The following is a 25,762-nucleotide window of genomic DNA, read 5'->3' as shown; positions in this document are numbered from 1 at the left end:
CGCTTGCACCCGGGTGCAAGTGGATGCATATTATTGTCAGATGTTATAAAAGCAAGAGATATTTCATCGGCAGGCGATGATGGAATATTTGTTCCATCCCAGGGGAGAGGCATGCGAAAGCGGGCTACGGCAAAGGAAGTGGGGGAGGCGGCGGGGGTGTCTAAATGGACGGTCATTCGCGCGTTCAAGCCCGGCGCGTCGATCACCGACGAAGCCAAACGCAAGATCATGGAGGCGGCGGAGAAACTGAACTATTCGCCCAATCTGCTCGCGCGCAGCCTTTCGACGAATGTGACCCATCAGGTCGCCGTGCTCGTCGACGACTTCGCCAACCCGCAGAAACTTCCGTTTCTGGAATCCCTGACCGAGCGCCTGCAGGCCGCGGGTCTCGTGGCAATGCTCATCAACATCAACAATCACTTCGACCATGTACATGCGCTTCTCAATGCCGACCAGCGCCTGGTCGATGCCATCATTCTTCTCGGCACCGCATTTCGGGACGAGACGTTGAACGACCGTCGCTTGGGACCGGGCATGCCGCCCATGTTTGTCCTCGCGCGCGATAGCCAGATCGAAGGTGTCCCGGCGGTCGTCTGCGACTCGGAAGTCGGCCTGAGGGATATCGTGGACCACCTTTATGAACGGGGCTACCGGCGGCCAGGCTTCATGACCGGGGCCTCGGCGCTGTCGACCGCATTGAAGCGGAGGCACCACTTCGCCGAGTTTTGGAGGCAGAAGGGTGTCGAACACATCGTGGACATCTCAGCCGAGCGCTACAGCCGGGAGGACGGAGGAGCCTCGGCCCGTGAATATTTGAAGAAGACCTCCCCTGAAGACCGGGTCGACGTCCTGATGTGCGAGAACGACATCCTGGCGATCGGCGCGATGGAGACGATCCGCAGCGAGTTCGGTGTTAGCGTGCCGGAGGACATCGCTGTCGTCGGCTTCGACAACTACGAACTCGGCGCGACACCCGCGTTCGGCCTCACGACCTACGAGCAGCCGTGCCGCGAGATGGTCGACCTCATCGTGGAAATGGTCACTGGCAAGCGCGAAGGAGAGACCATTTCCCTTCCGGGCAAGCTCGTCGTCCGGTCGTCCACGTGATCTGAAACCTGTCATTCGAATCTGCGCCCTGCGGCGCGGGATCGAGCACCCATGCGCAAAATTTGGAGACGCAGATGAACCAGTCCCTATCCTCCCTCCCGCCAGGCGTCCGTCTTGGAGTGAGTCCGTTGTCCTGGGCGAACGACGTTCTTGAGGACCTGGGCGCGAACATCCCGCTCGAAACCTGCCTGGATGATGCGGCCGCAATCGGCTACCAGGGGGTCGAACTCGGGCGCAAGTTTCCCCGCGACGCCGCCGCTCTTCGACCGCTTCTGGATTCGCGTGGTTTGGCCTTGGCCTCGGGATGGCATTCAGGCGAACTGGCCGAGAGGGACGTCGAGGCCGAGATGGCTGCGGTAGCTCCTCATGCCAGCCTTCTTCGCGACATGGGCAGCTCGGTCATGGTCTATGGCGAGGTGGCGATGATGACCCCTGGAGCGCCGCTCGACGCCCCGATGTCAAAAAGGCTTGTCATGCCCACCGACGAAATCGCTGCGTACGCGGTCCGGCTTACGGAATTCGCCAAGCGCCTCCAAGATGCCTATGGCCTCCGGCTCGCGTATCACCACCATCTCATGATGGTCACAGAGACCCTTGACGAAATTTCCACATTGTTCGACCGAGCTGGAGGTGATGTCGGCCTTCTTCTGGACACCGGACACGCGGTTGGCGGCGGCTTCGACTACAAGCACCTTATCGATCGCTTCGGCGACCGGATCGCCCACATCCATCTCAAGGATGTTCGTGGCAAGGTAATGGAGGTGGTGAGGGCGGTTGATCTCAGCTTCAATGAGGGCGTGCGCCGGGGCATGTTCACGGTTCCCGGTGATGGCGACGTTGATTTCGCCCCCATCGCCGATTTCGTGCTGAATGGCCGCTATCGCGGATGGTTGGTCGTTGAGGCTGAGCAGGACCCCGAATTGGCTCCGCCTAAGCCTGCCGTGACAGACGCATTTGATCGCGTCCGTCGGCTTTTCGCTTGAGGATGTCCGCTATTGGCGGATTATGTTGACAAACGCCGCAACGGATCAGCGTCTCATTTTGCCTGAAGTGATGTTGCGCGACTACGGCTTGCACAGGCTCTGCGCAATCTTGTTTCGCCACAGGCAAACAGTTGGAATTGTGTTCATCGCGTTTCGCGTGAAAATCACTTCGAATGCGGCCCTAGTGGAGTCTTCCAACACAATCTGCCCAAAGCGACCACGAGCTCCCGTCGACCGGTGACACTTGCTGACGAATTCGTCCATTGCCCCAATCCGCTTCTGGAAATCGTGGGCAGCAATCCGACGCGGATCCTCAGCGCAACCATTTGGCTTGCTGATATCTCCGAGTTCGAAGAGATGAATATCGTCTGGGACGCCTGGATGTCCCCAGGTCATGCGCCGGTGCGCGCCACGGTCGAAGCGAGGCTCGCCGGGCCAGAATTCGCCGTGGAGATCGGCATTATCGCAGCGACTGGCAATTGACGGTCCGTGCCTCGACCCAGCCGTCACATCAGCGAGCGGCTCCGATGTGACATACAGTCGACGCTGACGAGAGGCATTCTGGTCCCGGCCAATTTAGGCAATGCCACCGAGGCATACGTATTTAAGCTCGGTATATTCGTCCAACCCGTGCCTTGAGCCTTCGCGGCCGAGGCCCGACATCTTCACGCCGCCGAACGGCGCCTCGGCGGTGGAGACGAGACCGGTATTGACGCCGACCATGCCATATTCGAGCGCTTCAGCGACGCGAAATACCCGCGACAGATCGCGCGCGTAAAAATAGGAGGCCAGTCCGAACTCGGTGTCATTTGCCTGTTCGATGACGTCCTCTTCGTCGCGGAAACGAAACAGCGGGGCAAGCGGCCCGAAGGTTTCCTCGCGGGCGACCTGCATGCCGGCAGCGACATCGCGCAGGATCGTCGGCTCGAAGAAATGGCCGCCGAGCGCGTGGCGCTTGCCGCCCAAGACGATCCCGGCGCCCTTTGAAACGGCGTCGCTGATATGGCTTTCGACCTTGGCAAGGGCGTTGTCGTCGATCAGCGGGCCGAGCACGACGTCACGGTCGAGACCATTGCCGACCTTTAAGCCCGAAACCGCCTTGGCAAGCTTGGCGGCAAAGGCCTCATAGACGCCGTCCTGGACATAAAGCCGGTTGGCGCAGACGCAGGTCTGGCCGTTGTTGCGGAACTTGGCGATGAGCGCGCCTTCGACGGCAGCGTCGAGATCGGCATCGTCGAAGACGATGAAGGGGGCGTTGCCGCCAAGCTCGAGGCCGAGCTTTTTGATCGTCGGCGCGCATTGCCGGTAAAGCAGTTCGCCCGTCCGGGTGGAGCCGGTGAATGTCAGCACTCTGATGTCACGGCTTGATGTCAGCGCACCGCCAATGGCCGCTGCGTCACCGGTCACGATGTTGAGCAGCCCCGGCGGCAGGCCGGCACGCTCCGCGAGAACGGCAATCGCAATGGCGGAGAATGGCGTCTGCAGCGCCGGCTTGAGGACGACGGCACAGCCGGCGGCAAGCGCGGGACCGATCTTGCGGGTGATCATCGCGTTCGGAAAATTCCAGGGCGTGATCGCCGCCACCACGCCCGCGGGCTGGCGCAGCACCAGGATCCGCTTGTCCGGCTGATGCCCTGGGATGGTCTCGCCGTTAATGCGCCGTGCCTCTTCGGCGAACCATTCGATGAAGCTCGCACCATAGGTGATTTCGCCCTTGGCTTCGGCCAGGGGTTTTCCCTGCTCCAGCGTCAGGATCATCGCCAGATCGTCGCGGTTTTCGATCATCAGGCGGTGCCATGCCTTGAGAACGTTGGCGCGCTCCCCGGCGGTCTTCTTCGCCCAAAGCTTCTGGGCAATGACGGCGGCGCGGATCGCGTCCTCCGTTTCCGCCGCACCAAGGTCTGGGACCACCCCCAGCGTCTCGCCCGTCGCCGGATTGCGGACCGTCGCCGCCTTGCGGCCTTCGGCTTCGATCCAGCGATCGGCGATGGGGCATGCCTGGCGGAACAGCGAGGGATCATTGAGCTTCATAGGACAACTTTCAACAGAATACGTGAGCGGCGCCGGGATCGAAATCCAGATGGACTATATCTCCACGGCTAAGCCCGGCAATAGCCTCATGACCGAACGGCAAGCGGACTGAAAGCGCCTCGCCTGCCGCCGTCTCTGTCGAGACGTGGATATTGTTGCCCAGAAAGGTAATGTCGCTGACCGTCGCGGCAAGACCCGCGCCGGCCGCCCGGGCGCGCGACAATCGAATGCGCTCGGGCCTCAGCATCAGAGCTGCCCTTGCACCGGAGGTCCCTTTGCCATGCACCGGAATTTGATTGAAAATGGTCCCGCCGCCCAGGGTAATGGTGGCTTGTCCGTCGGAAGATGACACCAGGTCGCACGAAATGAAGTCGCTGTCGCCGATGAATTCGGCAACGAAGCGGGTCTTCGGATTGGCATAGAGTTCGGGGCCGGTCCCGATCTGGTCGATGACGCCCTTGGAAAAGACGGCGATGCGGTCGGAGAGCCGCAGCGCCTCCTCCTGGTCGTGCGTGACATAGAGGATCGTCACTTCGGTCTGCTGGTGGATGCGGCGGATCTCATGCTGGATTTCCTCGCGCAGCTTCTTGTCTAGCGCCGACAGAGGCTCGTCCATCAGAAGCACCGGCGGATCATAGGCGAGGGCTCTGGCAAGAGCGACGCGCTGCTGCTGGCCGCCGGACATTTGCGCGGGCTTCCGATCCTCGAAGCCTTCGAGCCGAACGAGGCGCAGCATCTCCTTCACCTTGCTGTCGACCTCGGCCTTGGACTTGCGCCGGACCTTCAGCGGGAAGGCGATGTTTTCCCCCACCGTCAAATGCGGAAACAGGGTGTAGCGCTGGAACACCATGCCGATGTTGCGCTTGTGCGACGGCGTGGCGAGCAGGGTCTTGCCCTCCAGCGTGATGTCGCCTTTCGTCGGATTTTCAAAGCCGGCCAGGATGTAGAGGGTCGTGCTCTTGCCGGATCCGGACGGTCCGAGAAAGGTGAGGAACTCCCCGCGCCGGACGTCGAGATTGACGTCGTGCACGGCGACGACAGGGCCGTATTCCTTGCGTATTCCGCGGATCTGAAGGAATGGTTCTTTCATTGTTTCAGTACCTTACGCACGACGGCAACAAGCGCCATCAAGATGATCGTCAAAAGGATGAGAAGGGTCGACGCGGCGGCGACTACAGGCGTCAGATCTTGTCGCAGCGTCGCCCATACCTTCACCGGCAGCGTCTGCAGGGTCGGACTGGACATGAAGATCGCCACCACCACCTCATCCCAGGATGTCAGGAACGAGAAGACGGCAGCCGAAAACAACCCATGGCTGATCGCCGGCAGGGTGACCCTGATCTTTGCTTCCAGAGGCGAGGCGCCGCAGAGAACCGCCGCATCCTCGATCGATTTGTCGAAGCCCTCCAGCGCACTTGATATGGAGAGGATCGAGAAGGGCAGCGCCAGAACGAGGTGCGAAATGACGAAGCCCGCCAAGGTGCCGCCAAGGCCGATCCTCAGAAAGAAGGCATAGAGGGCAACCGCAAGGACCACGACGGGAAGGATCATCGGCGTCAGGAACAGTGCTTTCAGCGCGTCGCGGAACAGGAACGAACCGCGCACCAGCCCGAAGGAGGTCACAAGCCCGAGCAGCACCGACAGGATGGTGACGATGACCGCGATCTTGAAGCTCGTCAAAGCGGATTCCAGCCAGCGCGGATCGGCAAAGAGCTCGCCGTACCATTGAAATGTCCAGCCGGGCGGCGGGAAGATCAGCCACTGGGAGGAGCCGAAGGAGAGCGCCGCGATAAAGACGATCGGCAGCAGCAGGAAGGCCGCGGTCAGAAGCGTTATCGTCAGCAGGATATATTTCCACCAGCCGAGGCGGTCGAAATTGAGCAGCATGTCAGCGCCCTCCCGGGTTCTGGTTGCCGAAGAAGCGCAGTTGCACGGCATAAAGCGACAGGGTCACCACGAGGAGAACCAGCGCCGCAGCACCGCCCATGCCCCAGTTGACCAGCGACTGCACGAATTGCGCGATCAGTTCTGCGAGCATCATGTTGGCGGTGCCGCCAAGAAGCGACGGCGTGACGAAATAACCAAGCGACATGACGAAGACCATGAGGGCGCCGGCCGCCATGCCGGGCATCGCCAGGGGCAGCAGGACACGGGTCAGGCATTGCCACCGGTTGGCGCCGCAAAGGGCGGCCGCCTGCAGGGTCGACGGATCGATCTTCTTGATCACGCCGTAGAGCGGCAGGATGATGAAGGGCAGCATGATATAGGTCATGCCGATCGTGACGCCGGTCAGATTGTTGACGAGTGCCAGGGGCTTGTCGATCAGGCCCATTCCGATCAGCATCTTGTTGATGAGGCCCGTCCGCTGCAAAAGCACCATCCAGGCATAGGTGCGGGCCAGCAGGTTGGTCCACATCGACAGGAGCAGGATGGCAAAGATCACCGACGCCAGGCGCCCGGGCATGATGGCCAGCGCCCAGGCCACCGGGAAGCCGATCAGCAGCGAGATCACCGTGACCAGACCCGAGACGATGAAGGTGTTGGCGAAAATCTTGAGATAGGTCGCGGAGCCGATCAGCTGCGCATAGTTTCCAAGGCCCGGCACGGGTTCCAGCACGCTTCGCAACAGGAGCACCGCCACCGGTGCGATGAAAAAGATCCCCACGAAGGCGAGCGCCGGAACGACCCCGCTAAAACCTGTTGGCCTGCGCACCTTTGGCAGGGGCGCTATTGCAGCGGAGGCATCGCTATACGTCGACATGACAGTCCTTCCCACCCGTCAGTTTCCACAGGCGCCGAGGCCTGACAAACGGGCACTGACGCTGCGGGAGGCACGGCGAACATTCGCCGTGCCCGTTCATCTCATCTTCCAGGCTATTTCGCCTGCCAAGCGTACCACTTCTCGCCGATGGCATCGCGGTTCTCAGCCCAGTAGTTCATATCGGCATTGACCTGGCTTGCCGTCTGCTGGTCCGGCAGGGTCTTGGCCGTCTCCGGATCCATCAGTTTGGCCGAGTCGACGTTGATAGGCGCATATCCGGTGGCCTTCGCCAGGGCGGCCTGCGGTTCGGCCGAGGTCGCCAGTGCAATGAACTTCATCGCGGCTTCGACATTCGGCGAACCCTTCGGCACGACGAGCGCATCGGCAGCGGTGATGTTCTGTTCCCAGGACGTCTCAACCTTGATGCCGGTCGCAGCAAGTGCGGTCATGCGGCCATTCCAGACACTGCCGAAGGGAGCCTCGGCGGATGCCAGAAGCTGCTGCGACTGCGCGCCGCCCGACCACCAGATGATATCGGATTTGATCGTATCGAGCTTCTTGAAGGCACGATCGAGATCAAGCGGATAAAGCTTGTCGGCAGGCACGCCGTCGGCAAGCAGCGCAGCTTCGATTACACCGGGAGCCGACCATTTGTAGAATGTACGCTTGCCCGGAAACTTGGCGGTGTCGAACAGATCGGCCCATGTCTTCGGGCAGGCGCTGACGGCATCGGCATTGCAGCCGATCACGAAGGAATAATAGAAGCTGCCGACAGAATAGTCGGTGACGAAGCGCGGATCGAGCTTGGATTTATCGATGACGGAGAAATCGAGCTTCTCAAGCTGGCCGTTCTTGCCGGCCTGGGCGGCATAGTCACCTTCGACGTCGACGACGTCCCAGGTGACCTCACCGGCCTCGACCATCGCCTTGAGCTTGCCGTAGTCGGTCGGTCCATCCTGCACGACGGTGATGCCGGTCTTCTCGGTGAACGGGCTTGCCCATGCCGCCTTCTGCGCGTCCTGGGTCGTTCCTCCCCAGCTGGAGAAGACCATGTTGTCGGCGTGTGCCGGTGCAGACACAGCCACGAATGCGGCAACCGCCGCGAAAGCAAATGTTGTTTTCATGTTCCCTTATCCTTGTTCTGGTTTGTCCTACGGGTATGCCTATGCCGTCAGTGCGCCTCGCTCCTGAGAGAAAAGTTAGCTGGCTTCATAATCTTGTTTTCCGCCACTTCGACCAGATCGCGGATCTTGGGCAGGAAGGCCTGCCACCGGGGATCGGCCATAAGCCTCTGGCGCCGCGCCTCCCGGTCGTCCAGGCTGGTAAAGGCCCAGATGTGGACGATCTCGTTGATCGTCCCGATTTCCGAAAAGAAGTAACCGACGAGTGTGCCGAGATGGCCCTTCTGGATCTCGATCCCCTCTTCCTCGACGACCTTGAGATATTGCGGGATCGTGCCGTTCTTCAGCCGATAGGTCCGGATTTCGTAAAACATCGGCGCTACCTCATCACGAAGGGATCGGGGATCGGATCGTCCGATGTCCTGAGCCAGATCGTCTTGGTGCGGGTATAGTCGAGCACTGCTGCCATGCCGCCTTCCCTGCCATGGCCCGACAGGCCGAAACCGCCGAACGGTGCGATCGGCGATACGGCGCGGTAGGTGTTGACCCAGACGATCCCGGCGCGGATCCCCTTCATCAGTCGGTGCGCCCGGGTGAGATTCTGGGTGAAGACGCCGGAGGCCAGGCCATAACGGGTGTCGTTGGCAAGGCGCAGCGCCTCGGCCTCGGTCTCGAACGACACGACGGACAAGACCGGCCCGAAGAATTCCTCGATCAGCGAGGGCGAGGCGACATCGTCGCAGTCGAGGATCGTCGGCGGGAAATAATAGCCTGCACCGTCGATCTTGCTGCCGCCCGTGACAAGGCGGGCGCCGCTTTCGATCGACCTGGCGACGAGCGCGCCGATATGGTCCTGCTGGCGCTTGGTGGCAAGCGGGCCGACTTCGGTCGCCATATCGAGCGGCGCACCGATCCGGATCGCCTCCGCCTTCTCGCGCAGCAGGGCGACGAACTTGTCCTTGACGCTGCGCTCGACGATGAGGCGCGATCCGGCAACGCAGCTCTGCCCCGTTGCCGCAAAGATGCCCGCGACCTGGGCGTTGGCGGCGCTTTCGAGATCCGCATCGGCAAAGACGATGAAGGGTGACTTGCCGCCAAGTTCAAGCGAGGTGGAAGCGAGGTTTTCGGCCGAGTTGCGAACGACGTGCCGGGCGGTTTCAGGACCGCCGGTGAAGGCGACATGCGCGACCTTCGGGTGCCGCCCGAGAGCCGCACCACAGGAGGCGCCGAAACCGGTGATGATGTTGACGACGCCTGCGGGAAAACCCGCCTCGTGCACGAGGCGCGCAAATTCGAGAAGCGGCGCCGGCCCGTCTTCGGAGGCCTTGACCACCATGGTGCAGCCGGCCGCCAGCGCCGGGCCGATCTTGACCGCCGACAGGAAAAGCTGGCTGTTCCACGGCACGACCATCGCAACGACGCCGATCGGTTCACGGCGAAGCCAGACATCCATGTCAGGCTTGTCGATCGGCAGATAGGCGCCTTCGATCTTGTCTGATATGCCGGCATAATAGCGGTAGTATTCGGCGACATAAGCGATCTGCGCCGATGTTTCGCGGATGATCTTGCCGGTGTCGCGCGTCTCCAGCTCCGCGAGGACCTGTGCGTTGGCGGCGACCAGATCGGCCAGCCTGTAAAGCAGCTTGCCGCGTTGCGTGGCCGTCATTTTCGGCCAGGGGCCTTCGTAAAGCGCCCTGTCGGCCGCGTTGACAGCCAGATCGACATCACCTTCGCGCGCTTCGGGCATCTCAGCCCAGACCGCGCCAGAGGCGGGATCGATGCTCGGATAGCTGGCCTCGCCATCGGAGAATTCGCCGTCGATATAGTGCTGGAAACGCCGCATGGTCTTACTCCTGAAATGCCGGCATGACCTCGGTGATGAAGCGTTCGAGCGACGCCTTCTTGCGCTCGAAGCTCATGCCGGTGTCGATCCAGAAGGAATATTCGTCATAGCCGAGCGCTTCATACGCCTTGAGCCTGGCGATGACGGTCTCAGCGTCGCCAACCACATTGTTGGTGCGCATGACCTGATCCGAGAGCATCTCGTTTGCTCTGATCTGTTCGTCCGGAATCCGTTCAATCAGGCCCTGGGTAACCGGCTTCTCATTCTTGAACCAGGCGAAGAAATAATTGTAGTAGACGCTGAGTTCATGGGCGGCCTGGGCGACATCGTCCTCTGACGAGCCGACATAGGTATGGCGCAGCAGCATGATCTTCGGCCGCTCGACATCGGGATTCTTGGCGCAGGCGTCGTTGAAGCGCTCCATCAACGACTGGACCTCGTCGTCGCCCTGCCAGAGCGGCGTCACCTGAACGTTGCAGCCGTTGGCAACGGCAAATTCATGCGAGTTCGGATCGCGCGCCGCAACCCAGATGGGCGGGTTCGGCTGCTGCAGCGGCTTCGGCGCCGAGGTGGTCGAGGGAAACTTGAAGAACTCCCCGTCATGGGCGTAGTCGCCGGCCCATATGCCCTTGACCGCCGGAATAAGCTCGCGCATGCGCTGGCCGGCGCCCCAGGCATCGAGACCGGGCAGCAGACGTTCATATTCGAAGGAATAGGCGCCGCGCGCGATACCGATATCGAGCCTTCCGTCGCAGATGATGTCGGCCATGGCGGCCTCGCCGGCTAGCTTGATCGGGTGCCAGAAGGGGGCGATCACCGTCCCCGTCCCAAGCCGTGCCCGCGATGTGCGGCGCGCCAGATCGGCAATGGTCACGAACGGGTTGGGCGCAATGGTGAAATCCATGCCATGGTGCTCGCCCGTCCAGATCGCATGCATGCCGCCCTTGTCGGCAATCTCGCAGAGCGCGACGAATTCCTCATAGAGGCTTTTGTGGCTCTGGCTGGCGTCGAGCCGTTCCATATGGACGAAGAGGGAGAACTTCATGATTTTGCGCCCTTGGCTGGAATGGGATGAACGGTGCCGCCGGTCTCGTCGCCGAAATAGACGCCGAAATTGCCGATCGAGCTTTCCATCGCAAAACGGTTGACGATATCGGCGGTCGAACTGGTCTTGAACTTTGCCGCAACCAAGGCGTCAGGTTTTACGAACCTGCCGCCGGCAGGCTCGCCCTCGCCGGCAACGGCGTGATAGACGATGTGCTGCTTGCCGTCGCTCTTGCCCTCATAGACCGAATAGAGAAAGCCGATGCTGACCTTCAGCCCGGTGAGCGACTCCAGGTATGTTTGCAACGCCTCGGTCGGGTTGCCATCATAGGCGTCGACGCTTGGCAGGGAGAGCACATCCTCGCCGAGCAGCAGTACCTCTCCGCGGCGCTCGACGACGGCGGCCAGTTTGATATTGCCCTCGCTTGCCGCGGAAACCGCCTTGCTTGCCAGCGTCGGCGTGAAATAACCGCCGCGCGCATAGCCGAGACCGTTGCGGCCGCTATTGTCGAAAGCTTCGATGCGTCCCATCAAAATGACGTGGTCGCCGGCCTCGATGACCTGTTCCATGGCGCATTCGAACCAGGCCGCCACATTCGAGAATATCGGGCAGCCTGCCGATCCCCTCGCCCACTCGACCGCCGCAAACCTGTCTTCGACCGGGCGCGCAAAAGTGTTCGACACGTCTTTCTGCGTTTCCGAAAGCACGTTGATGGCAAAATGCGGCGCTCCGGTCATGATGGCGAAATTGCGCGACGTCTTGGCAAGGCAGACGAGCAGCAGAGGTGGATTGAGCGAGACCGAGGTGAAGGAGTTCGCCGTGAAGCCGATCGGATTTCCATCCCCGTCGCAGGCGGTGACGACGGTCACGCCTGTGGGAAAAGCGCCGAATGCATCTCGCAATGCCCTTGGGTCGACAGTCTGGATTGTCATCGTTCATCCTCCCCGAACGACAGCCACTCAGCGAGCAGCGAATTGACGATATCAGGCGCGGTCAGGTTCACCATGTGACGATGACCTTCGACGATACGGACGTAGCCCTGCGGCGCAAGCTCTGCCATTTGCGTCGCCATCAGGGGTGTCGAATTCGGATCATCGGACCCCGTCAGGAACAGGGCCGGACCGGCCACATCCTTCCAGCCATCGGCGTAGGTCTCGTCTCCGCCCGCAAAGGCAGCGTAAGCGACGGCATAGCCCTGGGGATCAACGAGGTTCAGCCACTTTCGTGTCAATTCACGCGCAACGATGCTGTCCGCATCATCGCCGAACCAGCGGGCCAGAGGCCCTTCCTTGTCGACGCCCGCCACCGGAATGGCCGCAGCCCGCGCCAAGACGGCAGCCTTGGCTTCAGGGTCGCGCCTGTAGACGCCATTGAGGTATGCGACACGGCTGATACGCTTGCCAAAGGTCGCTGCCGCCCCTCCCGATACCAATGCGCCCATCGAGTGCCCGGCAACATTTGCCGCGTCGATCGCCATCTCGTCGAGAAAGCGGCCGAACCAGGCGACGAATTCCTCGAGCCGACTGCCTGCCGGCAGCTTTGCGCTCTCACCGTGTCCCGGCATGTCGACGGCGATGACGCGATGGTCCGCAGACAGAAATGCGATCTGCGGAGCCCAGGCCTCGAGCCGCATGCCGACGCCGTGAATGAGAACCAGCGGCTCACCACTGCCGGCCTCGTGATAGGCCGTGCCGCTTGCCGTCTTCTTTCGGGGCAAGGCACCGGCGGCGTTCGTTGCTGCAGCGGTGCCTGCGGTCGATCCGGCTGTCAGCATCTCAAAGCGCTCCCTCAAACGCCCGCAGGATTGGCGACGTCCTGCCCCAGGTCCTTCAGATCCTGGTAGCGGTCGCCGATGCGGTGATGGGGGCGTCCGCCTATCGAAGCACCGAGGGCCACGACGATCTCGTCGGCGGCAGGCGCGTCGGGGATCGACGTCTGGATGGTCAGGTAGTGCGAGCGGCGACCCTCATCGTTCTTGTCCATCAGCGGGATCATGATCGGCGCGTTGGCAGGACCGCGTGTGTTGCAGAAGGCGAGATAGGACTTGGCGCCGACGGCTTGGCGATAGAAATTGCCGAAGCGCAGCGTATGGATGAGCGCCGATCCGTGTTCGATCTCGCCGTCCAGGCCGACGACCGCGGACTTTCCATATGCTTCGACGGCGTCACCGGAGCCGACCGCATCGATGATCATCTTGGTCAGCAACTCGCCGAGCACCGGAGCGCCTGCATGGATTTCAGGCTTGAGGTCATCGACGAAGCCACGGCCCGCCCAGGGATTCTTCACGACCGCGAAGGCGGTAAACAGCTTCAGCGGAACCGCCGCGGCCTTGCCGCCCTCGATCAACGTCGTCTCGATCTGCAGTCCCGTCTTGCGAATTTGAATGGCCACCGAACACCTCATTTCTCAGTTTCGTATGATGGTATACCATAATATATGAGTGTCAAGTTCGTTCCCGCGAAGACGCGGACTTAGACAATCCTCCCAAGATACTCATTCAAAAACAAAGGCTTATCCGTTGAACGCGATCGCCGCAGATCAGCTGCTGCCAATGTTGGCCGGCTCCCGAATCTCGACGTCGGCACGCGTGCGCATTCGACGCTCCGGAAGCACTTTCCTTCTTTCAGCCTGTGGTGAACCGCCAGGGGCCCCGCGGCGGCCCGCAGGCGCAACGAAGCCGGACGCCACAACCATCCCAGTTCCTATGATACCGCCTCATATATTATTTATTATGGCATACCATCACATTGAGCAAAGTTGAGTGTCAAGCGCGGAGTATGAATTGTCGTGAATTGCACGGGGTCATCATGGCGAATGCCGTCTGCATCCGGCCGGTATGTGGATTCAGTTCCGTGCGGCAGCTCGCTCAACGTCCATGCTCCGCAAAGGGACCTTGATACGGCTTGACGCATTTGTCTGCGGGCGCCTATCGAGCTTTGATCATTCTCGCCCGGGGAATGAGCTTGTCGCCACAAGAAAAACGCATGCGGATGATCCGTCAGGTCGTGATCATCGGCATTGTGCTCCCCGCCTTTTTGGACTTCACCGTCTACCGCCTGAAGACAGGCAATTTTGGATAAATGCGCGCCCTTGCGCAGTGAATGCGTATGTTTCCCAGAAGGATTATGACCGCGGGTCGGGAGAGGGAAAAAGCCGTGTCGTCGATCTATCTCCTTCCGCACATTGCCGAAAGCGGAAATCCACATGCGTCCTGAACGTGGCGCATCGATCGAAGCGAGCTTTGCGTCGGAGAGCGTCAAAGCCGGTCTGCTCGCACGCCTTGCAAGCTCGCAGGGGGTGCCCGCACTTTGACGCAAATTGCCTTGTTCGATGTGCAGAGAAGGTTGCCGGTTTGGCACGCGATGTCGGAGGTGTTCCTCGACAGCGAATTGCAGGCAAAGGACTATCGCCGGATCGCCAAGGCGCTCGACATATCCGGATACTCCCTTGCGGAGCTCCGATCCATCCTGGAGGACGAGGTGGCCCCGGCATTTGCATCAAACCTCTGCTCCGTTGCAGGAGAATGGGCCGGTTGGCGCGAGAACGATGTCCAAACCATCATGTTCCAATCGCTGTCGCGGCGACGTTTTCGTCTTCTGTCATGGCTGAAACGGGTGTTGCGTCGACGGCATATCGAGCAAGAATGGGAGAAGATCGCGCAATTCCTCGAACAGGGATGAGGCCACCCTCGCAATATGCCGCAATACCGCAGCGGCCTGCGCCTCGCCTATTCGGCCGGCTTCTTGGCGGACAGTACCGCTTCGGCGATCGCGCTCGCAGCGGCGACGTGATCCATCGCCGCCCGGTAAGCCCCCTCGCCGTCGCCGCGGCGGATGGCATCGACGATCTTCGACATCTGTGCCGGTCCTTCGATGCCGCGCCCCTCCGTCTTGATCGTCATCGAACGCAAGTGGTTTATGCGCACGGTGAGGAGGTTGACGACGCCCCAGGCAACGTGCCTGTCGACCATCGTGAACAGTGTTTGATAGAAGGAAGAGGTGTTGGTCAGCACACCCGCCATATCGTTATCGCGGTAACTGTTGCGAATCCCACTCAGGGATTCCTCCAGCGCGGCGACGATCTCGGGGCTGCGGCGCTCGGCGCATAGCCGCGCCGCCATGCCTTCGAGCGCGCCGCGGATCTCATAGATCTGTTTGGCTTCCTCGATGTCGAGCTGCGCGACGATCGGCCCCTTGTTCGGCAGATTGGCGACAAGCCCTTCCGATTCGAGATGTCTCAGAACCTCGCGCACCACCGTTCGGCTGACCCCGAGCTGGGCGCAGAGATCGCGCTCGACAAGGCGATCTCCGGGACGGAAATATCCGTTGACGATGGCCTCGCGGACCTTGTCGAGCGCCAATTCCCGCAAGGTCTTTGCAGGACGCTCGACTCTAATGGCGTCCTTCAGAGCACCGCTCATTCTGTACCTCAGTGTTGGACTGACTTCGCACGCTCAAATTCCCCAGCGGCAGCCGAATGCAAGAATCGTATTATGGCGTACCAGATACTGTAGCTGTCGGCGACCGACAATTCAACAAGCGCGGTGCCGCCCGGAAAGGTTCAGCCTCTCGAAACGATCTCCTCGGCTACGGCCTTGGCTTGCACCCGGATATCCGGAACGGCGGTGATCTCCCAGAATTGTCCCGCCGTCAGGGCGCCGACTGCGAAGAGTCGGGCCGGCGAGATCTCGGACGGGGCTGTCACCTCGGAAGCGGCATTCACCTGGATCCCGAGACCAAGGGGATCGGGGACGATCAATTGAAACCGGCTCATCTCCTTCAGGAGCGGTGAGTGGCTGATCCCGGCGCGCTCCATTCCCGTGCAGTTGACGAGCCAGTCCGCATTGATCCCGGCGATCTGCGGCGTTGCTCTCACCCTGTAGCTGGCAAGGAGCCTGCCCTCCTGGGCTCCGAGCGATTTCAGGAAACCCGCGTGGAAACGAACGATTCCGTCCGAGACCAGCTTCTCAAACTTGTCGAACACGTCGGGCGCGACCCGATGGCGATGGATATTCCACCAGGGAAGCGCATGCCTGAGGAATCGCGACCGTTCCTTGCTGGAAAGCCGTTGCCAGAGAGCCTGCGTTGCGGGCCTCAGACCGTCCATCACGCCTCGCCAGTCGGCAACCGTCCTGCTCTTGCCCCGCAAGCTCTTCAATATCTCGCTGATCGTATCCGGAAGCGCCTCGACGTCGATCGGCAATGGCGCCGTCAATTCCCTCGCATGTCCGAGCGGTGCGAGCCCGCGCCGCGAAAGTACATCGATCCTGCCGCTATGGCCGTGGGCGCGTAGCGCCAGAACCTGATCGATCATCGTCAGACCGGATCCGAGGATGCACACCGCATCGGACGATGCGACGCGCCTTAGCCACGAAAGCCGCCACGGGTTCTCGATGATCCGTGATCGCAGCGATGGCGGGACGCCATCCGGATCGACCGGAAGGCTGGCATTGCCGACACCGAGACAAAGCACCACGTTCCTGCCGGCAATCTCGTCGCCATTACCGAGATGGAAGGCCAGCGTGCTGCTGTAACGTTCCACGCATCCGGCCGCCTTGGCCTTGATGAAATCGACCCGGCAACGACCGTCCCGCTTTCGAAGCAGCCGCGCAAGTGTGTCGCGGACATAAAGACCGTAATCGCTGCGCGAGGCGAAATCGCCTGCCTGCATCAGGCGTCCATGACGTTTCAGCCAGTCGACAAAGTCGTCGGGTTGATGCGGCAGCAGGCTCATGCGGCCGGCGGGAACATTGAGGCGATGGAGATAGAGCTCCGTTCGGTACGCCGTCCCGCGCCCGAAACCGGGATCGTCGCCGACGACGGCAACCTTCGCCGAGGCGGGAAGCTGCTCGATGAGATTGCAGGTCACGGCAATCGCTGAAAAACCGGAACCGACCACGATAACATCGTATATCAACGCATTCTCCCTGAAGCTCCGCAACGCCCGGCGAGACATTTCGTCATTCACGCCTCGAGATCGCTCGCCGTGCCTTACGGATCGCACAAGCGGCAGAATCACGAAACAATTATCTCTATCGTCTATAAATATAGTTTGTTATTTCTCCCGCTAGCCCGTTCCCAACCATTACCCTTTTGCGGGTGAGATCGAGGGCCGTGCGGCCCTGAACAAAGGGGCTCAAAATGAATTTCAGGACTTTGGTTGCCGCGATCGCTATCGGCGTCGGCACGCTTGCAACGACTGTTATCGCCGAAGCGGCGGACCAGAAGGTGGTGGTCGGCTATCAAACCGATGCCTTGCCGTCTTCCGTGGCGATCGCCAATGGCGAATTTGCCAAGGAAACCGGGTATGACATCGACTTCCGCAGATTTAATTCGGGCGCCGAGATCTTTGCGGCGATTGCCTCCGGTGACGTTCAGGTCGGTTATGTCGGCTCCAGCCCGTTTGCGGCTGCAGTATCACGCGGGCTCGAGGTCAAGGCCTTTTACCTCGCCTCCATCTCGGGCATCGACGAGGCTCTCGTCGTCCGCAACGGTTCCGGCATCGAAAGCCTGAACGATCTGAAGGGCAAGAAGCTTGCTGCCGCGCCTGTTTCCACCGACCACTATCAGCTGCTGGCGCTGATCAAATCGTTGGGCCTGACCGAAAAGGACGTTCAGGTCTTCGCCATCCCTCAGCCCGAAATCGTCGCCAGCTATAACCGCGGCGATATCGACGGCGGCTTCGTCTGGGATCCGGCGCTCACCGAACTGAAGAAGAACGGGAAGGTTCTTGTCACCTCCAAGGACGTGGCGGACAAGGGTGCGCCGACATTCTCGGCCTGGGTCGCGACCTCGAAATTTGCCGCCGACAACCCGGCATTCCTGAAGGGCTTCGCGTCGGTCATCAACAAATACTACGCATCCTTCGCCTCGGACAAAGCCGCCTGGGGTCCCGACAGCGACAACGCCAAGTCGCTCGCCAAGCTTCTCGGCGGCACAGCCGACCAGCAAGCATCGGCCCTGAAGAACCTCACGCTTCTGACGCCTGAGATTCAGGCATCGGATGCCTGGCTCGGCGGCGGCGAAAAGGCGGGTGCCGGCAAGATCCTCAAGGACACGGCATCATTCCTGAAGGAACAGGGCAAGGTCTCCGACGTGCTGGCCAATTACGGCGCCTTCGTCACCGCCGACGCGCTGACCGGCGTCAGCAACTGATCCTCCCCGACGCCGGCGCGGCTTGCCGCGCCGGCGTCTAACATGCGAGCAGGAATATGCTTAAAGTCGATCACGCCAGTGTTTTCTTCGCAGCCCGCGACGGGCGGACCGTTCACGCGCTTGATCGCGTGTCTTTCGACATTCCCGAACGGGGTTTCGTCGTCGCGCTTGGAGCGTCGGGATGCGGCAAATCAACTCTTCTCAATGCGATTGCCGGTTTCCTTCCGCTTTCGGAAGGCCGGATCACGCTCGACGGCCGCGCGGTCGAACGGCCGGGTGCCGATCGCGGCGTCGTCTTTCAGAAGGACTCGCTGCTGCCGTGGAAATCCGTCGTCGACAATGTCGCGCTCGGTTTGAAATTCGCCGGGGTCAAGCGCAAGGAGCGCGAAGCGCGCGCCCGGGAGTTGCTCAGGCTCGTCGGCCTCGATGAATTCGCCGGCGCGTTTCCCTACGAGCTGTCTGGCGGCATGCGCCAGCGTGTCGGCATCGCGCGTGCTCTGGCGACAAATCCCGACATCCTGCTGATGGATGAGCCGTTCGGCGCGCTCGACAGCCTGACGCGTGAGCAGATGCAGGAACTGCTGGTTTCCATCTGGGATAAAACGGCAAAGAAGGTTTTCTTCATCACCCACTCGATCGAAGAGGCCCTGTTCCTGGGTACGCAGGTCCTGGTCATGTCGCCTCGACCGGGACGCGTCGTGGCGCGTTTCGATCTGGATTTCGTTCGCCGCTTCGCCGAAACCGGCGACGCCCGATCGATCAAGGCGTCGCCGCAATTTGCCGAGCTGCGCGAGGAGATCCGCGCCATTCTGCACAGCACCGAAGATTTAAGGAGCGCCGCATGAGCGATATAGTCCAGGCATCGCCGATTGCGACTGGTAGTGAGGATCGCCGGGTCAAGCTGGTGAAAATGGCAAGCTTCGGAGCCGGTGAGAAGTCGACGGTGGCCATCAGCATTGCCACGGCGCTTGCCATACTGCTGCTGTGGTGGGTCGTATCCGCGCTCGGCGTCGTTCCACACCTATTCCTGCCGCGTCCGGACGAGGTGCTGACACAGATCGGCGCCGTCTATCGCGACGGTTACGCCGGCGCGTCACTGTCCGAGCATATTTTTGCAAGCCTGTTCCGCATCGTGGTCGCAGCCCTCATCGCCATTTCCGCCGGCATTCCGCTCGGCTTGCTCATGGGACTGAACCGCTGGGCAAAAGGCGTGCTCGACGCACCGATCGAGTTCTACTGGCCGCTTCCGCCGCTCTCCTACCTGCCGCTGATGATCATCTGGCTCGGCATCGGCGAGACGTCGAAGATCACGCTGCTGGTGCTGGCGATGTTTGCGCCGATCTGCCTCTCGGCCCAGGCCGGCGTTCGTTCGCTGCCGATCGAGCGGGTCAATGCCGCGCGTTCGCTGGGCGCGAGCCGGCTGCAGCTCTTCCTGGACATCGTCCTGCCCTCCGCCCTGCCCGAAATTCTCACCGGCATCCGCATTGCGCTCGGTGTCGGCTGGGGCACACTGGTGGCGGCCGAATTGATCGCCTCCACGCGCGGAATCGGTTTCATGATCATGTCGGCTTCACAGTTCCTGGCGACCGACGTCGTCTTCGTCGGCATCGGCATCATCGCGATCTGCGCCTTCACCTTCTCGGCCGCCATCCGCTTTCTGGAGGCGTTCCTCGTGCCCTGGAAAGGCAAGCTCTGACCGAATGGCGGGATGGCGCGCCATCCAAACATCGGCTTGCGTACGCGATATTCGGTGCAGCTCGGGGGTTGACGTCAACCTCCGAGCTCGCCCGTTAGGGCCATCCTAGATTCACCGAGTATCGAAAATTCGCGGCATCGCTCGTGGATGTCGCGATCGGTCAGTGCACAGTAACCGCATCGGCCTGGCGCTGCTGCAGGCTGCGGACCAGCATCACGGCCTCCCTGACGATTGCCGAAAATGTTGCATCATCGGCCTCTGCGATCCTTCCGGTCATATTGCGAATGATTGTCGTCAAATGGATAATGGAATGGCGATGCTGCGGATCTTCCGATCCGATTTCGGCATCGGCCATGGCAAGCAGCGTCTGAACCAACCGCTCCATGGTTTGCCGGCGCCTGGTCCTCGGGTCGGCATTCGGATCTTCGCTCAGGCGCAGGAGGTCGGCGGCAATGTCGGACATCCGATTCCACTCACATCGCAAAAGCCGGCGGCATGGCAGCGACATGCCTTCGACCGCGCGTCTGCGCCTTCAAGGTCTGCAACAGGCGGTAGCCGTTGCGCCAGCGGCCGAAGCCGCTGGAAACATTGATATGGCCGGCAAGGCCGATATTCCTGGTCTCGGCATTCCACAGGCGGCCAAACAGGGTCAACCGATCGACCGTCATGTAGGCATCGTTCATGCTGCCGACGACGATACTCGGAAAGGGCAGAGGCGCCGTCGGCATGGCGCCAAACGAGATATGCCCCGGATGCAGAATTTCCGTGGCCGGCAGATCGCACGGAGCGACGAGTAGGGCTCCTTTGACGCGGCGCGCCGCACTTCGCCCGGCCAGCCGGGCGGCAAGCAGGCATCCGAGACTATGGGCAACCAGATAGGCCTCACCGGCCTCCTCAAGCGCGCCTTCCAGTCGCAACAGCCAGCTGTCCAGATTCGGATGATCCCAATCGTCCTGAGCGACGCAACGGCTGTCCGGCTGATCCTCCAGCCAATGCTGCTGCCAATGCCCTTCTCCCGAGCCGAAAAGCCCGGGAAGAATAAGTACATCGATCATCTGGCGCCATCCTCTCCCGGGCGGCGCGCCGGTCCTTTTTCCCATCGGGGCAAACATCTGGCACCATTCATCGGATCAACCCGATCACCAGAGCGAACAGGAATGTGAAAGAGCTGACGATCGTGCAGATCCCGGCCGCATGCCTGAGCTGCGACATGACGCTGCTTCCCGCCCTTCTCGCATTGTGCCGACGCAGCTCGGTCTCAACGACAATCGCCATCACACCGCTCTCCTCAATACCAAAGGCCTGGCATGGCGCCCCAATAATGGAGCTCGTATTCGCGTGCGGACCAATCGCGCTCTTCGTCGCGCGTGAACAATCCATTGGCAGGCGCGTGCGCAGCCGGCGCCTTCGGCTCGAGCAATCGGCCAATCGTCAGTTTCAGCCAGAGGTGAAAATCAAGCTTCATGCGAACCTCCTGTCAGGGACTGGTACTTTTCAGCGAGAACTTTTGTTTTCACGCAATTCCGGACGCAAACCGCTGTGCACTTTTGCTGGAATTGCCCTAGGACATCAGCGAATGACGGCTCGCATTGGCGAGAAGATCGCGGAGCGATGCTGTCGGTCCGTAGAGCATCAGCAGGCGGTTCTCCTCGCGTTTGGCGAGGCGATATCGTCGGGCGAATTCGAAGACGCTCCACAATTGATCGCTTGGCCCCGGCCTTTCCGCATCATCCATTTTCGCCTCCTGAGATCGAACCATGGCGGCGCCCCTTACTCGGCCGCCGCCAGTGCAGGGTTTGCGTCCGGGAAGAAGGCAGCCAATTCGCCGATCACTTCGTTGATGCGGGCCAAAAGCGGATCGGATGAGACCGCATAGTCGGTAAAATCGCGATCGGCCGCATAAACGGCAGTCGGCAAGGTATGGGCCATGAAGAAACCGAACAGCGGCCGAAGCTGATGCTCGACCATCAAGGCATGCCGGTCACCGCCGCCTGTCGCGGTGATGATGATCGGCTTGCCACGAAGCTCGTGCGGATCGAGCAGATCGATGAGGTGCTTGAAATGGCCGGGATAAGAGCCCTTGTAGGTCGGCGAGCCGATGATCAGGGCATCGGCCTGCACGATCTCGTCGACGACATGTCTGGCCTGCTCGTCGAGGTCCTTGCGCCACAAGGCCCTGCCCAGCGATGGACCGACATCATTGAGATCATAGGTCTTGCTCGCAAATCCGTAACGAATGCTCGCGCGGTCGGCGACGTGGCGCACGAGTGCCAATGTCTTCGAAGGACGGTTGAAGCTGCCAGCAATGCCGACGAGTTTGAAACCTGACATGGTTTTTCCTCTCTTTGGATTGCCTCAACTATTGTCTACAAAATTGATAGATTAAAGGAACGTGCATCTCTCCTTATTCGGCTGGTTGAAAAAAACGTTCGCTCTCGCCCCGGCACGCACAGGCTGAAGGGCGATCGTCACCGGTTCTCGCGACCGCAGGCAGAAACGGGATATCGGCTCCAATGGGGAAAGACGTCGTGGAACATGGAAACACCGCGGGGGCGGTCAATGCCGTCACCAGCAAAAAGCGCCGGTGAACCGCTCGGGCTAAATGGCTTTGCCGCAAGGTTGGATATTATTGGTATAAGATTTCCGGTTCAGCGGAACGATTGGATGACACGCTCTGCCCTTTCCGTCGCAGAAAATATACATTCCTTATAGATTTTAGCGGGAGTTTTTCATGCCATTGCAGACGGCTGATGTCATCGATTTCCAGGCTTACCGGCAATCGCGCTGCAAAGATGCGGCTGATGCGTCAAAGGCGCTCGCGCCGGCATCTTTCGCGATGCAGCCCGTTCTGATGTGGGTGCCCTATTGGGGTTTTATCCCGGTGATGGCAATGGGCATTGCCGGATATGGCGTCTGATCAAGCGCTTCTCTCCGACGTCGAAACCATAGACGCCGCCGAGCAGATCACCGTTCAGACAGGACAGAATTTGCGGCGCATTCGCACCCGCCGCGGCTATTCCCTGGACAGGCTGGCAAAGATCGCTGGCGTCAGCCGCGCCATGCTCGGCCAGATCGAAACGGGCAAAAGCAGCCCGACGCTCAGCATTCTCTCGAAGATCGCGCTTGCTCTCGGCATTCCCTGCGCAGCACTGATTGCCGAACGCGGCGAGACCTCGATCATTACAGTGCCGCGGGCAAGATCGAAAATCCTCGCCTCGTCCGAAGGGCGCTTCCGGACACGGGCTCTTTTCCCCTTCGAAGGCGAGCGAAAAGTAGAATTCTACGAGCTGAGGATCGCTCCGCACCATAGCGAAAGTGCCGATGCCCATCAGCATGGAACGGTGGAAAATCTGGTCGTTGCCCAAGGCACCGTCGAAATCATCGCCGGCAGGCAGGCGCCGCATATCCTGGGCGAAGGCGACGCCATCATCTTCGATGCCGACGTGCCCCATATCTACCGCAACATGACGGGAACGGAAGCGATCCTCTACCTGGTGACGACCTATCTCGAAGACGTTCGCGTCTGACGCAAAAAGAGCCCCCGTCTCCGGAGGCTCTTGGTCATTTCCTCTAAGAGGCCAATGGCTCAGGCGGCCATCGTGCAGCACATTATCATGCCGCCGCAGTTCATCATGACAGGCATGCCGCCGGACATCATCGACATCATGCGCTTGCAGCATTCCATGAACATGTCCTTGTCCATGCCTTCCATCGGCTTCATTTCGCAGACCATGCCCTCGGCAGTCATCGTGCACTTCATGGCGCCCATCATCATCATCATCGGCATGGAGGCCATCATCGGCATCATGGCGCCGTTCATCATGGGCATGCCTGACATCATCGGCATCATTCCACCCATCATCGGGTTCATCATGGCGGGCATCATGTTGTTCATCATCGGCATCATGTTCATGGCGGGGTTCATTGTCTCTCTCCGATCAATATAGCGGCGTTTCGCGTTTCGCTGAAACGGGAGATAAAAGAACTAATTAGAGCAAACAATGTAAAAAAATCTTCCCCCATCTTTTCCTCCAATAGAATGGAACGGTTTCGATGGGAATGCGCAATATTGCCAAGATAACGGAATTCCATCCGCTATCATCGCCCGAGCGGGACGATCGCTCTGAACAGTCTCCCTGAATACGCCAGGAGAATTAAGTCCCCCACGCCATTGTGAAGGACTTTCTGAAAGTCTGTCGTTTCCGAACTAAGTTTCCGATATCTCGACCGACAGATCCGGGCCGAGCGCCTGCAGGAAGCTAGCGGCATCGAAAATGGCTGCCGGCGCCTTTGCGCCGATATCGCGGATGCGTCCCGAGAGGATACGCTGGACCGCTTCACAGATGATCGGAGCCGTGACGGCGTAGATGTCTTGTCCCTGTGCGACAATCTGACGGCGCACGTCACCCTGCGTGACGATCACTTCTACTGCAAAGCGCTGCGCCGAACGCCCAGATTCGTCGACTGCCTGCGGCGGAGGCGTCGACGAGTCGCGAACATCCCGCAGAGCGGTTGTGCTCAAGAAGGTGTGCAGTTCCTTCGTCCGGACGTGCCGGGCGATCAGCGGCACTTCCGAAAAGGGAAGCTCGACGAAAGTCTGCCGGCCGAACGGGGCCGGTAAAATCGACACCCTTTCAGCAGGCGGTTGAGGCACCGGCTCCAGCTGCCCACCGCTGACGGCCAGGCGCCGTGCAGTGTTTCTTTCTCCGGTAACGCGTGTGCCTCTCGTCGGCAGCCAGCTGTCAAGCGCAACTCGAATTTCGATGTCGTCAGCGTGCTCCCACTCGTCCATGACAGCTGCCACGAGCAGGTCGGCCAAGCCGCCATAGAAACCCATGGCCGGGATGACGGCTATGCCCGCTTCCCGGGCCGCAACCTCATGCCTCTCGAACGTGGCCTGCACACTCGGTTGCTCGGCCGTCACGTCGAGATAATGAATCCCCGCTCGCAATGCGGCACGCACCACTGCGTCGGCGGTGTCCATGAACGGGCCGGCGCAGTTGATGACCGCCGCCGCGCCGGCTAGCGCCCTGTCCAGTTCCCCGTCATCCTCGACCGCTGCTTCGCGGCATTCGATGCCGCGCTCTGCAAAGCCCGCAGCCGCCAGCCGCTGGGCATTCCGTCCAATCGCGATGGGCTTGAGACCGCGCCGCAACAGTTCGGCGACGACAAAACGACCGGTATGGCCGTTCGCTCCCAAGACCGCGATAGATTGGGACGTCTTCGTGATGTCGGCTTCGTAGATGGTCATTGTTTTCTCCTGCGCTACAGACCTGTCTGTATTCAATAAAACATACAGGTCTGTAGCGTGTCAATCCGTTTGCTGTTATGCTGGCGACCTTGGAGGTACACGAATGTCGAAAAGCGCAACGAACTCCCGTGCCTCTGGCGGCAACGAGGTGCGGGATAGAATTCTCGAGACGGCGTCGGAACTCTTTTACCGGCGCGGCGTGCGTGCTGTCGGTGTCGATCTTGTGGTCGAAAAATCCGGCGTCGCCAAAACCAGCCTCTACCGCCATTTCGGCACGAAGGACGACCTCATCGCGGCCTTCCTCAAGCGCGAAGACCTGGACTTCTGGAGCACCTGGGATCGCGTGACGGAACAGCATCCGGACGATGCCGAGGCCGAGCTCGATGCACATTTTGAGTGGATCGGCGAACGGGTCGGGCGGGAAAACTACCGAGGCTGTCCGCAGATCAACACCGCAGCCGAATTTCCCGAAGCGGATCACCCTGCCCGCAAGGTCGCCGAAGCCCACATGCGCGAGATGCGGCGGCGTCTGAAGACCATCGCCGAGGAGCTTGCGGTTGCCGCGCCCGATCGGCTCGCCGGTCAACTCGCGGTTCTGATCAACGGCGCCTTTGTCAGCATGCAGCTCTTTGAACCCGGCGAGGCCACCGGTTTGCTGCGCGATGCAGCGCACGCCCTGATCGCCGCCAGCCGTAGCTGATCACACTGGACATCCGCTGAAAGTACAAATTGCAGAGCTGTGAAATGGGGGCAAAAGGAAGCCGCAAGAC

General features: G+C 60.7%; 31 protein-coding genes and 1 pseudogene. 10 read left to right on the top strand and 22 right to left on the bottom strand.

From position 1 onward, the window contains the following. Nucleotides 1-111 precede the first annotated feature (111 nt). The 3 genes and pseudogenes from NE851_RS00240 to NE851_RS00230 form a co-directional block, all read left to right on the top strand. Complete coding sequence (locus NE851_RS00240) at nt 112-1,107, top strand: LacI family DNA-binding transcriptional regulator (protein ID WP_097622479.1); 996 nt, start codon at nt 112-114, stop codon at nt 1,105-1,107. 74 nt (nt 1,108-1,181) lie between these two features. Beyond that, nucleotides 1,182-2,090 carry a myo-inosose-2 dehydratase gene (gene iolE / locus NE851_RS00235; RefSeq protein ID WP_097622478.1) on the top strand — a complete coding sequence of 303 codons (909 nt, stop codon included), beginning with the start codon at nt 1,182-1,184 and terminating at the stop codon, nt 2,088-2,090. A gap of 276 nt (nt 2,091-2,366) precedes the next feature. After that, nucleotides 2,367-2,573: pseudogene (locus NE851_RS00230) on the top strand (RidA family protein); the annotation flags it as partial. Nucleotides 2,574-2,666: 93 nt separating this feature from the next. Here NE851_RS00230 and NE851_RS00225 read toward each other — a convergent pair. The 12 genes from NE851_RS00225 to NE851_RS00170 form a co-directional block, all read right to left on the bottom strand. Continuing rightward, nucleotides 2,667-4,121: an NAD-dependent succinate-semialdehyde dehydrogenase gene (locus tag NE851_RS00225; protein WP_097622475.1), complete on the bottom strand. Its 1,455-nt coding sequence runs from the start codon at nt 4,119-4,121 to the stop codon at nt 2,667-2,669. A gap of 10 nt (nt 4,122-4,131) precedes the next feature. Next, nucleotides 4,132-5,211 (bottom strand): ABC transporter ATP-binding protein, encoded by a 1,080-nt coding sequence (locus NE851_RS00220; protein ID WP_047612341.1) that lies wholly within the window; start codon nt 5,209-5,211, stop codon nt 4,132-4,134. Next, entirely contained in the window at nt 5,208-6,008 is an 801-nt protein-coding gene (locus NE851_RS00215; RefSeq protein ID WP_047612339.1) for an ABC transporter permease, read from the bottom strand. Before NE851_RS00215 ends, NE851_RS00220 begins: the two co-directional genes overlap by 4 nt. Before the next feature lies 1 nt (nt 6,009). Further along, nucleotides 6,010-6,882, bottom strand: a complete 873-nt coding sequence (locus NE851_RS00210; RefSeq protein WP_097622474.1) for an ABC transporter permease — start codon at nt 6,880-6,882, stop codon at nt 6,010-6,012. A gap of 113 nt (nt 6,883-6,995) precedes the next feature. Next, nucleotides 6,996-8,006, bottom strand: coding sequence for an ABC transporter substrate-binding protein (locus NE851_RS00205; RefSeq protein WP_097622473.1), 1,011 nt, complete (start codon nt 8,004-8,006; stop codon nt 6,996-6,998). Between the two features lie 47 nt (nt 8,007-8,053). Beyond that, nucleotides 8,054-8,377: an NIPSNAP family protein gene (locus NE851_RS00200; protein ID WP_097622472.1), complete on the bottom strand. Its 324-nt coding sequence runs from the start codon at nt 8,375-8,377 to the stop codon at nt 8,054-8,056. 5 nt (nt 8,378-8,382) lie between these two features. Further along, nucleotides 8,383-9,846: an aldehyde dehydrogenase gene (locus NE851_RS00195; RefSeq protein WP_028756785.1), complete on the bottom strand. Its 1,464-nt coding sequence runs from the start codon at nt 9,844-9,846 to the stop codon at nt 8,383-8,385. Nucleotides 9,847-9,850: 4 nt separating this feature from the next. Next, a complete protein-coding gene (locus tag NE851_RS00190) occupies nt 9,851-10,891 on the bottom strand; it encodes an LLM class flavin-dependent oxidoreductase (protein ID WP_028756784.1) in 1,041 nt (346 codons plus the stop codon). Then, nucleotides 10,888-11,823 carry a flavin reductase family protein gene (locus NE851_RS00185; RefSeq protein ID WP_028756783.1) on the bottom strand — a complete coding sequence of 312 codons (936 nt, stop codon included), beginning with the start codon at nt 11,821-11,823 and terminating at the stop codon, nt 10,888-10,890. The genes NE851_RS00190 and NE851_RS00185 overlap by 4 nt, the downstream gene beginning before the upstream one ends. Next, nucleotides 11,820-12,665, bottom strand: a complete 846-nt coding sequence (locus NE851_RS00180) for an alpha/beta fold hydrolase (RefSeq protein WP_028756782.1) — start codon at nt 12,663-12,665, stop codon at nt 11,820-11,822. The genes NE851_RS00185 and NE851_RS00180 overlap by 4 nt, the downstream gene beginning before the upstream one ends. A gap of 14 nt (nt 12,666-12,679) precedes the next feature. Further along, the gene (locus NE851_RS00175; RefSeq protein ID WP_028756781.1) at nt 12,680-13,282 is read right to left on the bottom strand and encodes an amino acid synthesis family protein; all 603 of its coding nucleotides are present in this window, start codon (nt 13,280-13,282) and stop codon (nt 12,680-12,682) included. A gap of 338 nt (nt 13,283-13,620) precedes the next feature. After that, entirely contained in the window at nt 13,621-14,151 is a 531-nt protein-coding gene (locus NE851_RS00170; protein ID WP_127429919.1) for a hypothetical protein, read from the bottom strand. A gap of 72 nt (nt 14,152-14,223) precedes the next feature. Between NE851_RS00170 and NE851_RS00165 the strand changes: the two genes are divergently transcribed. After that, complete coding sequence (locus NE851_RS00165) at nt 14,224-14,571, top strand: DUF7079 family protein (RefSeq protein WP_425299636.1); 348 nt, start codon at nt 14,224-14,226, stop codon at nt 14,569-14,571. 47 nt (nt 14,572-14,618) lie between these two features. Here NE851_RS00165 and NE851_RS00160 read toward each other — a convergent pair whose 3' ends face one another. Further along, the gene (locus NE851_RS00160) at nt 14,619-15,311 is read right to left on the bottom strand and encodes a GntR family transcriptional regulator (protein WP_028756780.1); all 693 of its coding nucleotides are present in this window, start codon (nt 15,309-15,311) and stop codon (nt 14,619-14,621) included. Nucleotides 15,312-15,451: 140 nt separating this feature from the next. Then, entirely contained in the window at nt 15,452-16,846 is a 1,395-nt protein-coding gene (locus NE851_RS00155; protein WP_254956325.1) for an FAD/NAD(P)-binding protein, read from the bottom strand. 185 nt (nt 16,847-17,031) lie between these two features. On the opposite strand from NE851_RS00155, the gene tauA reads away from it, so the two are divergent. Genes tauA through NE851_RS00140 form a run of 3 tightly spaced genes read left to right on the top strand, consistent with a single transcriptional unit; the run spans nt 17,032 to nt 19,741 of the window. Beyond that, on the top strand, nt 17,032-18,045 hold the full coding sequence (gene tauA / locus NE851_RS00150; protein WP_028756778.1) for a taurine ABC transporter substrate-binding protein: 1,014 nt from the start codon (nt 17,032-17,034) through the stop codon (nt 18,043-18,045). Nucleotides 18,046-18,101: 56 nt separating this feature from the next. Continuing rightward, on the top strand, nt 18,102-18,890 hold the full coding sequence (locus NE851_RS00145; RefSeq protein ID WP_028756777.1) for a taurine ABC transporter ATP-binding protein: 789 nt from the start codon (nt 18,102-18,104) through the stop codon (nt 18,888-18,890). Beyond that, nucleotides 18,887-19,741, top strand: coding sequence for an ABC transporter permease subunit (locus NE851_RS00140; protein ID WP_028756776.1), 855 nt, complete (start codon nt 18,887-18,889; stop codon nt 19,739-19,741). The genes NE851_RS00145 and NE851_RS00140 overlap by 4 nt, the downstream gene beginning before the upstream one ends. A gap of 160 nt (nt 19,742-19,901) precedes the next feature. Here the strand turns inward: NE851_RS00140 and NE851_RS00135 are convergent, their stop codons facing one another. The 6 genes from NE851_RS00135 to msuE form a co-directional block, all read right to left on the bottom strand. Then, nucleotides 19,902-20,204: a hypothetical protein gene (locus tag NE851_RS00135; protein ID WP_028756775.1), complete on the bottom strand. Its 303-nt coding sequence runs from the start codon at nt 20,202-20,204 to the stop codon at nt 19,902-19,904. Nucleotides 20,205-20,214: 10 nt separating this feature from the next. After that, complete coding sequence (locus NE851_RS00130; protein ID WP_028756774.1) at nt 20,215-20,796, bottom strand: RBBP9/YdeN family alpha/beta hydrolase; 582 nt, start codon at nt 20,794-20,796, stop codon at nt 20,215-20,217. Nucleotides 20,797-20,863: 67 nt separating this feature from the next. Next, the gene (locus NE851_RS00125) at nt 20,864-21,016 is read right to left on the bottom strand and encodes a hypothetical protein (RefSeq protein WP_165932218.1); all 153 of its coding nucleotides are present in this window, start codon (nt 21,014-21,016) and stop codon (nt 20,864-20,866) included. Nucleotides 21,017-21,029: 13 nt separating this feature from the next. Further along, complete coding sequence (locus tag NE851_RS00120) at nt 21,030-21,206, bottom strand: hypothetical protein (protein WP_164735886.1); 177 nt, start codon at nt 21,204-21,206, stop codon at nt 21,030-21,032. A gap of 96 nt (nt 21,207-21,302) precedes the next feature. After that, complete coding sequence (locus tag NE851_RS00115; protein WP_028756773.1) at nt 21,303-21,500, bottom strand: hypothetical protein; 198 nt, start codon at nt 21,498-21,500, stop codon at nt 21,303-21,305. 11 nt (nt 21,501-21,511) lie between these two features. Continuing rightward, nucleotides 21,512-22,072, bottom strand: coding sequence for an FMN reductase (gene msuE / locus NE851_RS00110; RefSeq protein ID WP_028756772.1), 561 nt, complete (start codon nt 22,070-22,072; stop codon nt 21,512-21,514). A gap of 400 nt (nt 22,073-22,472) precedes the next feature. Here msuE and NE851_RS00105 point away from each other — a divergent pair, with 400 nt between their 5' ends. Together NE851_RS00105 and NE851_RS00100 are read left to right on the top strand one after the other, a co-directional pair. Further along, nucleotides 22,473-22,658: a hypothetical protein gene (locus NE851_RS00105; protein WP_028756771.1), complete on the top strand. Its 186-nt coding sequence runs from the start codon at nt 22,473-22,475 to the stop codon at nt 22,656-22,658. Then, entirely contained in the window at nt 22,648-23,268 is a 621-nt protein-coding gene (locus NE851_RS00100) for a helix-turn-helix domain-containing protein (protein ID WP_028756770.1), read from the top strand. The genes NE851_RS00105 and NE851_RS00100 overlap by 11 nt, the downstream gene beginning before the upstream one ends. 59 nt (nt 23,269-23,327) lie before the next feature. Here the strand turns inward: NE851_RS00100 and NE851_RS35400 are convergent, their stop codons facing one another. Both NE851_RS35400 and NE851_RS00090 read right to left on the bottom strand, forming a co-directional pair. Beyond that, the gene (locus tag NE851_RS35400) at nt 23,328-23,666 is read right to left on the bottom strand and encodes a hypothetical protein (RefSeq protein WP_165932217.1); all 339 of its coding nucleotides are present in this window, start codon (nt 23,664-23,666) and stop codon (nt 23,328-23,330) included. Nucleotides 23,667-23,948: 282 nt separating this feature from the next. Beyond that, entirely contained in the window at nt 23,949-24,992 is a 1,044-nt protein-coding gene (locus tag NE851_RS00090; RefSeq protein WP_028756768.1) for a saccharopine dehydrogenase family protein, read from the bottom strand. 103 nt (nt 24,993-25,095) lie between these two features. On the opposite strand from NE851_RS00090, the gene NE851_RS00085 reads away from it, so the two are divergent. Then, complete coding sequence (locus NE851_RS00085) at nt 25,096-25,692, top strand: TetR/AcrR family transcriptional regulator (protein ID WP_028756767.1); 597 nt, start codon at nt 25,096-25,098, stop codon at nt 25,690-25,692. The last annotated feature ends 70 nt before the right edge of the window (nt 25,693-25,762 follow it).

This window comes from Rhizobium anhuiense bv. trifolii (assembly GCF_024346605.1).
Classification (GTDB): Bacteria; Pseudomonadota; Alphaproteobacteria; order Rhizobiales; family Rhizobiaceae; genus Rhizobium; species Rhizobium anhuiense.
This window is presented reverse-complemented; position numbering and strand designations above follow the sequence as displayed.

What these genes read in the sequence shown, in the direction of transcription:
- NE851_RS00195 (WP_028756785.1), bottom strand. Translation starts at nt 9,846, where the DNA reads ATGCGGCGTTTCCAGCACTATATCGACGGCGAATTCTCCGATGGCGAG.
- NE851_RS00130 (WP_028756774.1), bottom strand. Translation starts at nt 20,796, where the DNA reads ATGATCGATGTACTTATTCTTCCCGGGCTTTTCGGCTCGGGAGAAGGG.
- NE851_RS00225 (WP_097622475.1), bottom strand. Translation starts at nt 4,121, where the DNA reads ATGAAGCTCAATGATCCCTCGCTGTTCCGCCAGGCATGCCCCATCGCC.
- NE851_RS00200 (WP_097622472.1), bottom strand. Translation starts at nt 8,377, where the DNA reads ATGTTTTACGAAATCCGGACCTATCGGCTGAAGAACGGCACGATCCCG.
- NE851_RS00135 (WP_028756775.1), bottom strand. Translation starts at nt 20,204, where the DNA reads ATGTCCGACATTGCCGCCGACCTCCTGCGCCTGAGCGAAGATCCGAAT.
- iolE (WP_097622478.1), top strand. Translation starts at nt 1,182, where the DNA reads ATGAACCAGTCCCTATCCTCCCTCCCGCCAGGCGTCCGTCTTGGAGTG.
- NE851_RS00115 (WP_028756773.1), bottom strand. Translation starts at nt 21,500, where the DNA reads ATGGTTCGATCTCAGGAGGCGAAAATGGATGATGCGGAAAGGCCGGGG.
- NE851_RS00105 (WP_028756771.1), top strand. Translation starts at nt 22,473, where the DNA reads ATGCCATTGCAGACGGCTGATGTCATCGATTTCCAGGCTTACCGGCAA.
- NE851_RS00125 (WP_165932218.1), bottom strand. Translation starts at nt 21,016, where the DNA reads ATGGCGATTGTCGTTGAGACCGAGCTGCGTCGGCACAATGCGAGAAGG.
- NE851_RS00100 (WP_028756770.1), top strand. Translation starts at nt 22,648, where the DNA reads ATGGCGTCTGATCAAGCGCTTCTCTCCGACGTCGAAACCATAGACGCC.
- NE851_RS00215 (WP_047612339.1), bottom strand. Translation starts at nt 6,008, where the DNA reads ATGCTGCTCAATTTCGACCGCCTCGGCTGGTGGAAATATATCCTGCTG.
- NE851_RS00240 (WP_097622479.1), top strand. Translation starts at nt 112, where the DNA reads ATGCGAAAGCGGGCTACGGCAAAGGAAGTGGGGGAGGCGGCGGGGGTG.
- msuE (WP_028756772.1), bottom strand. Translation starts at nt 22,072, where the DNA reads ATGTCAGGTTTCAAACTCGTCGGCATTGCTGGCAGCTTCAACCGTCCT.
- NE851_RS00220 (WP_047612341.1), bottom strand. Translation starts at nt 5,211, where the DNA reads ATGAAAGAACCATTCCTTCAGATCCGCGGAATACGCAAGGAATACGGC.
- NE851_RS00180 (WP_028756782.1), bottom strand. Translation starts at nt 12,665, where the DNA reads ATGCTGACAGCCGGATCGACCGCAGGCACCGCTGCAGCAACGAACGCC.
- NE851_RS00155 (WP_254956325.1), bottom strand. Translation starts at nt 16,846, where the DNA reads ATGTCTCGCCGGGCGTTGCGGAGCTTCAGGGAGAATGCGTTGATATAC.
- NE851_RS00140 (WP_028756776.1), top strand. Translation starts at nt 18,887, where the DNA reads ATGAGCGATATAGTCCAGGCATCGCCGATTGCGACTGGTAGTGAGGAT.
- NE851_RS00160 (WP_028756780.1), bottom strand. Translation starts at nt 15,311, where the DNA reads ATGAGCGGTGCTCTGAAGGACGCCATTAGAGTCGAGCGTCCTGCAAAG.
- NE851_RS00205 (WP_097622473.1), bottom strand. Translation starts at nt 8,006, where the DNA reads ATGAAAACAACATTTGCTTTCGCGGCGGTTGCCGCATTCGTGGCTGTG.
- NE851_RS00085 (WP_028756767.1), top strand. Translation starts at nt 25,096, where the DNA reads ATGTCGAAAAGCGCAACGAACTCCCGTGCCTCTGGCGGCAACGAGGTG.
- NE851_RS00120 (WP_164735886.1), bottom strand. Translation starts at nt 21,206, where the DNA reads ATGAAGCTTGATTTTCACCTCTGGCTGAAACTGACGATTGGCCGATTG.
- NE851_RS00185 (WP_028756783.1), bottom strand. Translation starts at nt 11,823, where the DNA reads ATGACAATCCAGACTGTCGACCCAAGGGCATTGCGAGATGCATTCGGC.
- NE851_RS00210 (WP_097622474.1), bottom strand. Translation starts at nt 6,882, where the DNA reads ATGTCGACGTATAGCGATGCCTCCGCTGCAATAGCGCCCCTGCCAAAG.
- NE851_RS00190 (WP_028756784.1), bottom strand. Translation starts at nt 10,891, where the DNA reads ATGAAGTTCTCCCTCTTCGTCCATATGGAACGGCTCGACGCCAGCCAG.
- tauA (WP_028756778.1), top strand. Translation starts at nt 17,032, where the DNA reads ATGAATTTCAGGACTTTGGTTGCCGCGATCGCTATCGGCGTCGGCACG.
- NE851_RS35400 (WP_165932217.1), bottom strand. Translation starts at nt 23,666, where the DNA reads ATGAACCCCGCCATGAACATGATGCCGATGATGAACAACATGATGCCC.
- NE851_RS00090 (WP_028756768.1), bottom strand. Translation starts at nt 24,992, where the DNA reads ATGACCATCTACGAAGCCGACATCACGAAGACGTCCCAATCTATCGCG.
- NE851_RS00145 (WP_028756777.1), top strand. Translation starts at nt 18,102, where the DNA reads ATGCTTAAAGTCGATCACGCCAGTGTTTTCTTCGCAGCCCGCGACGGG.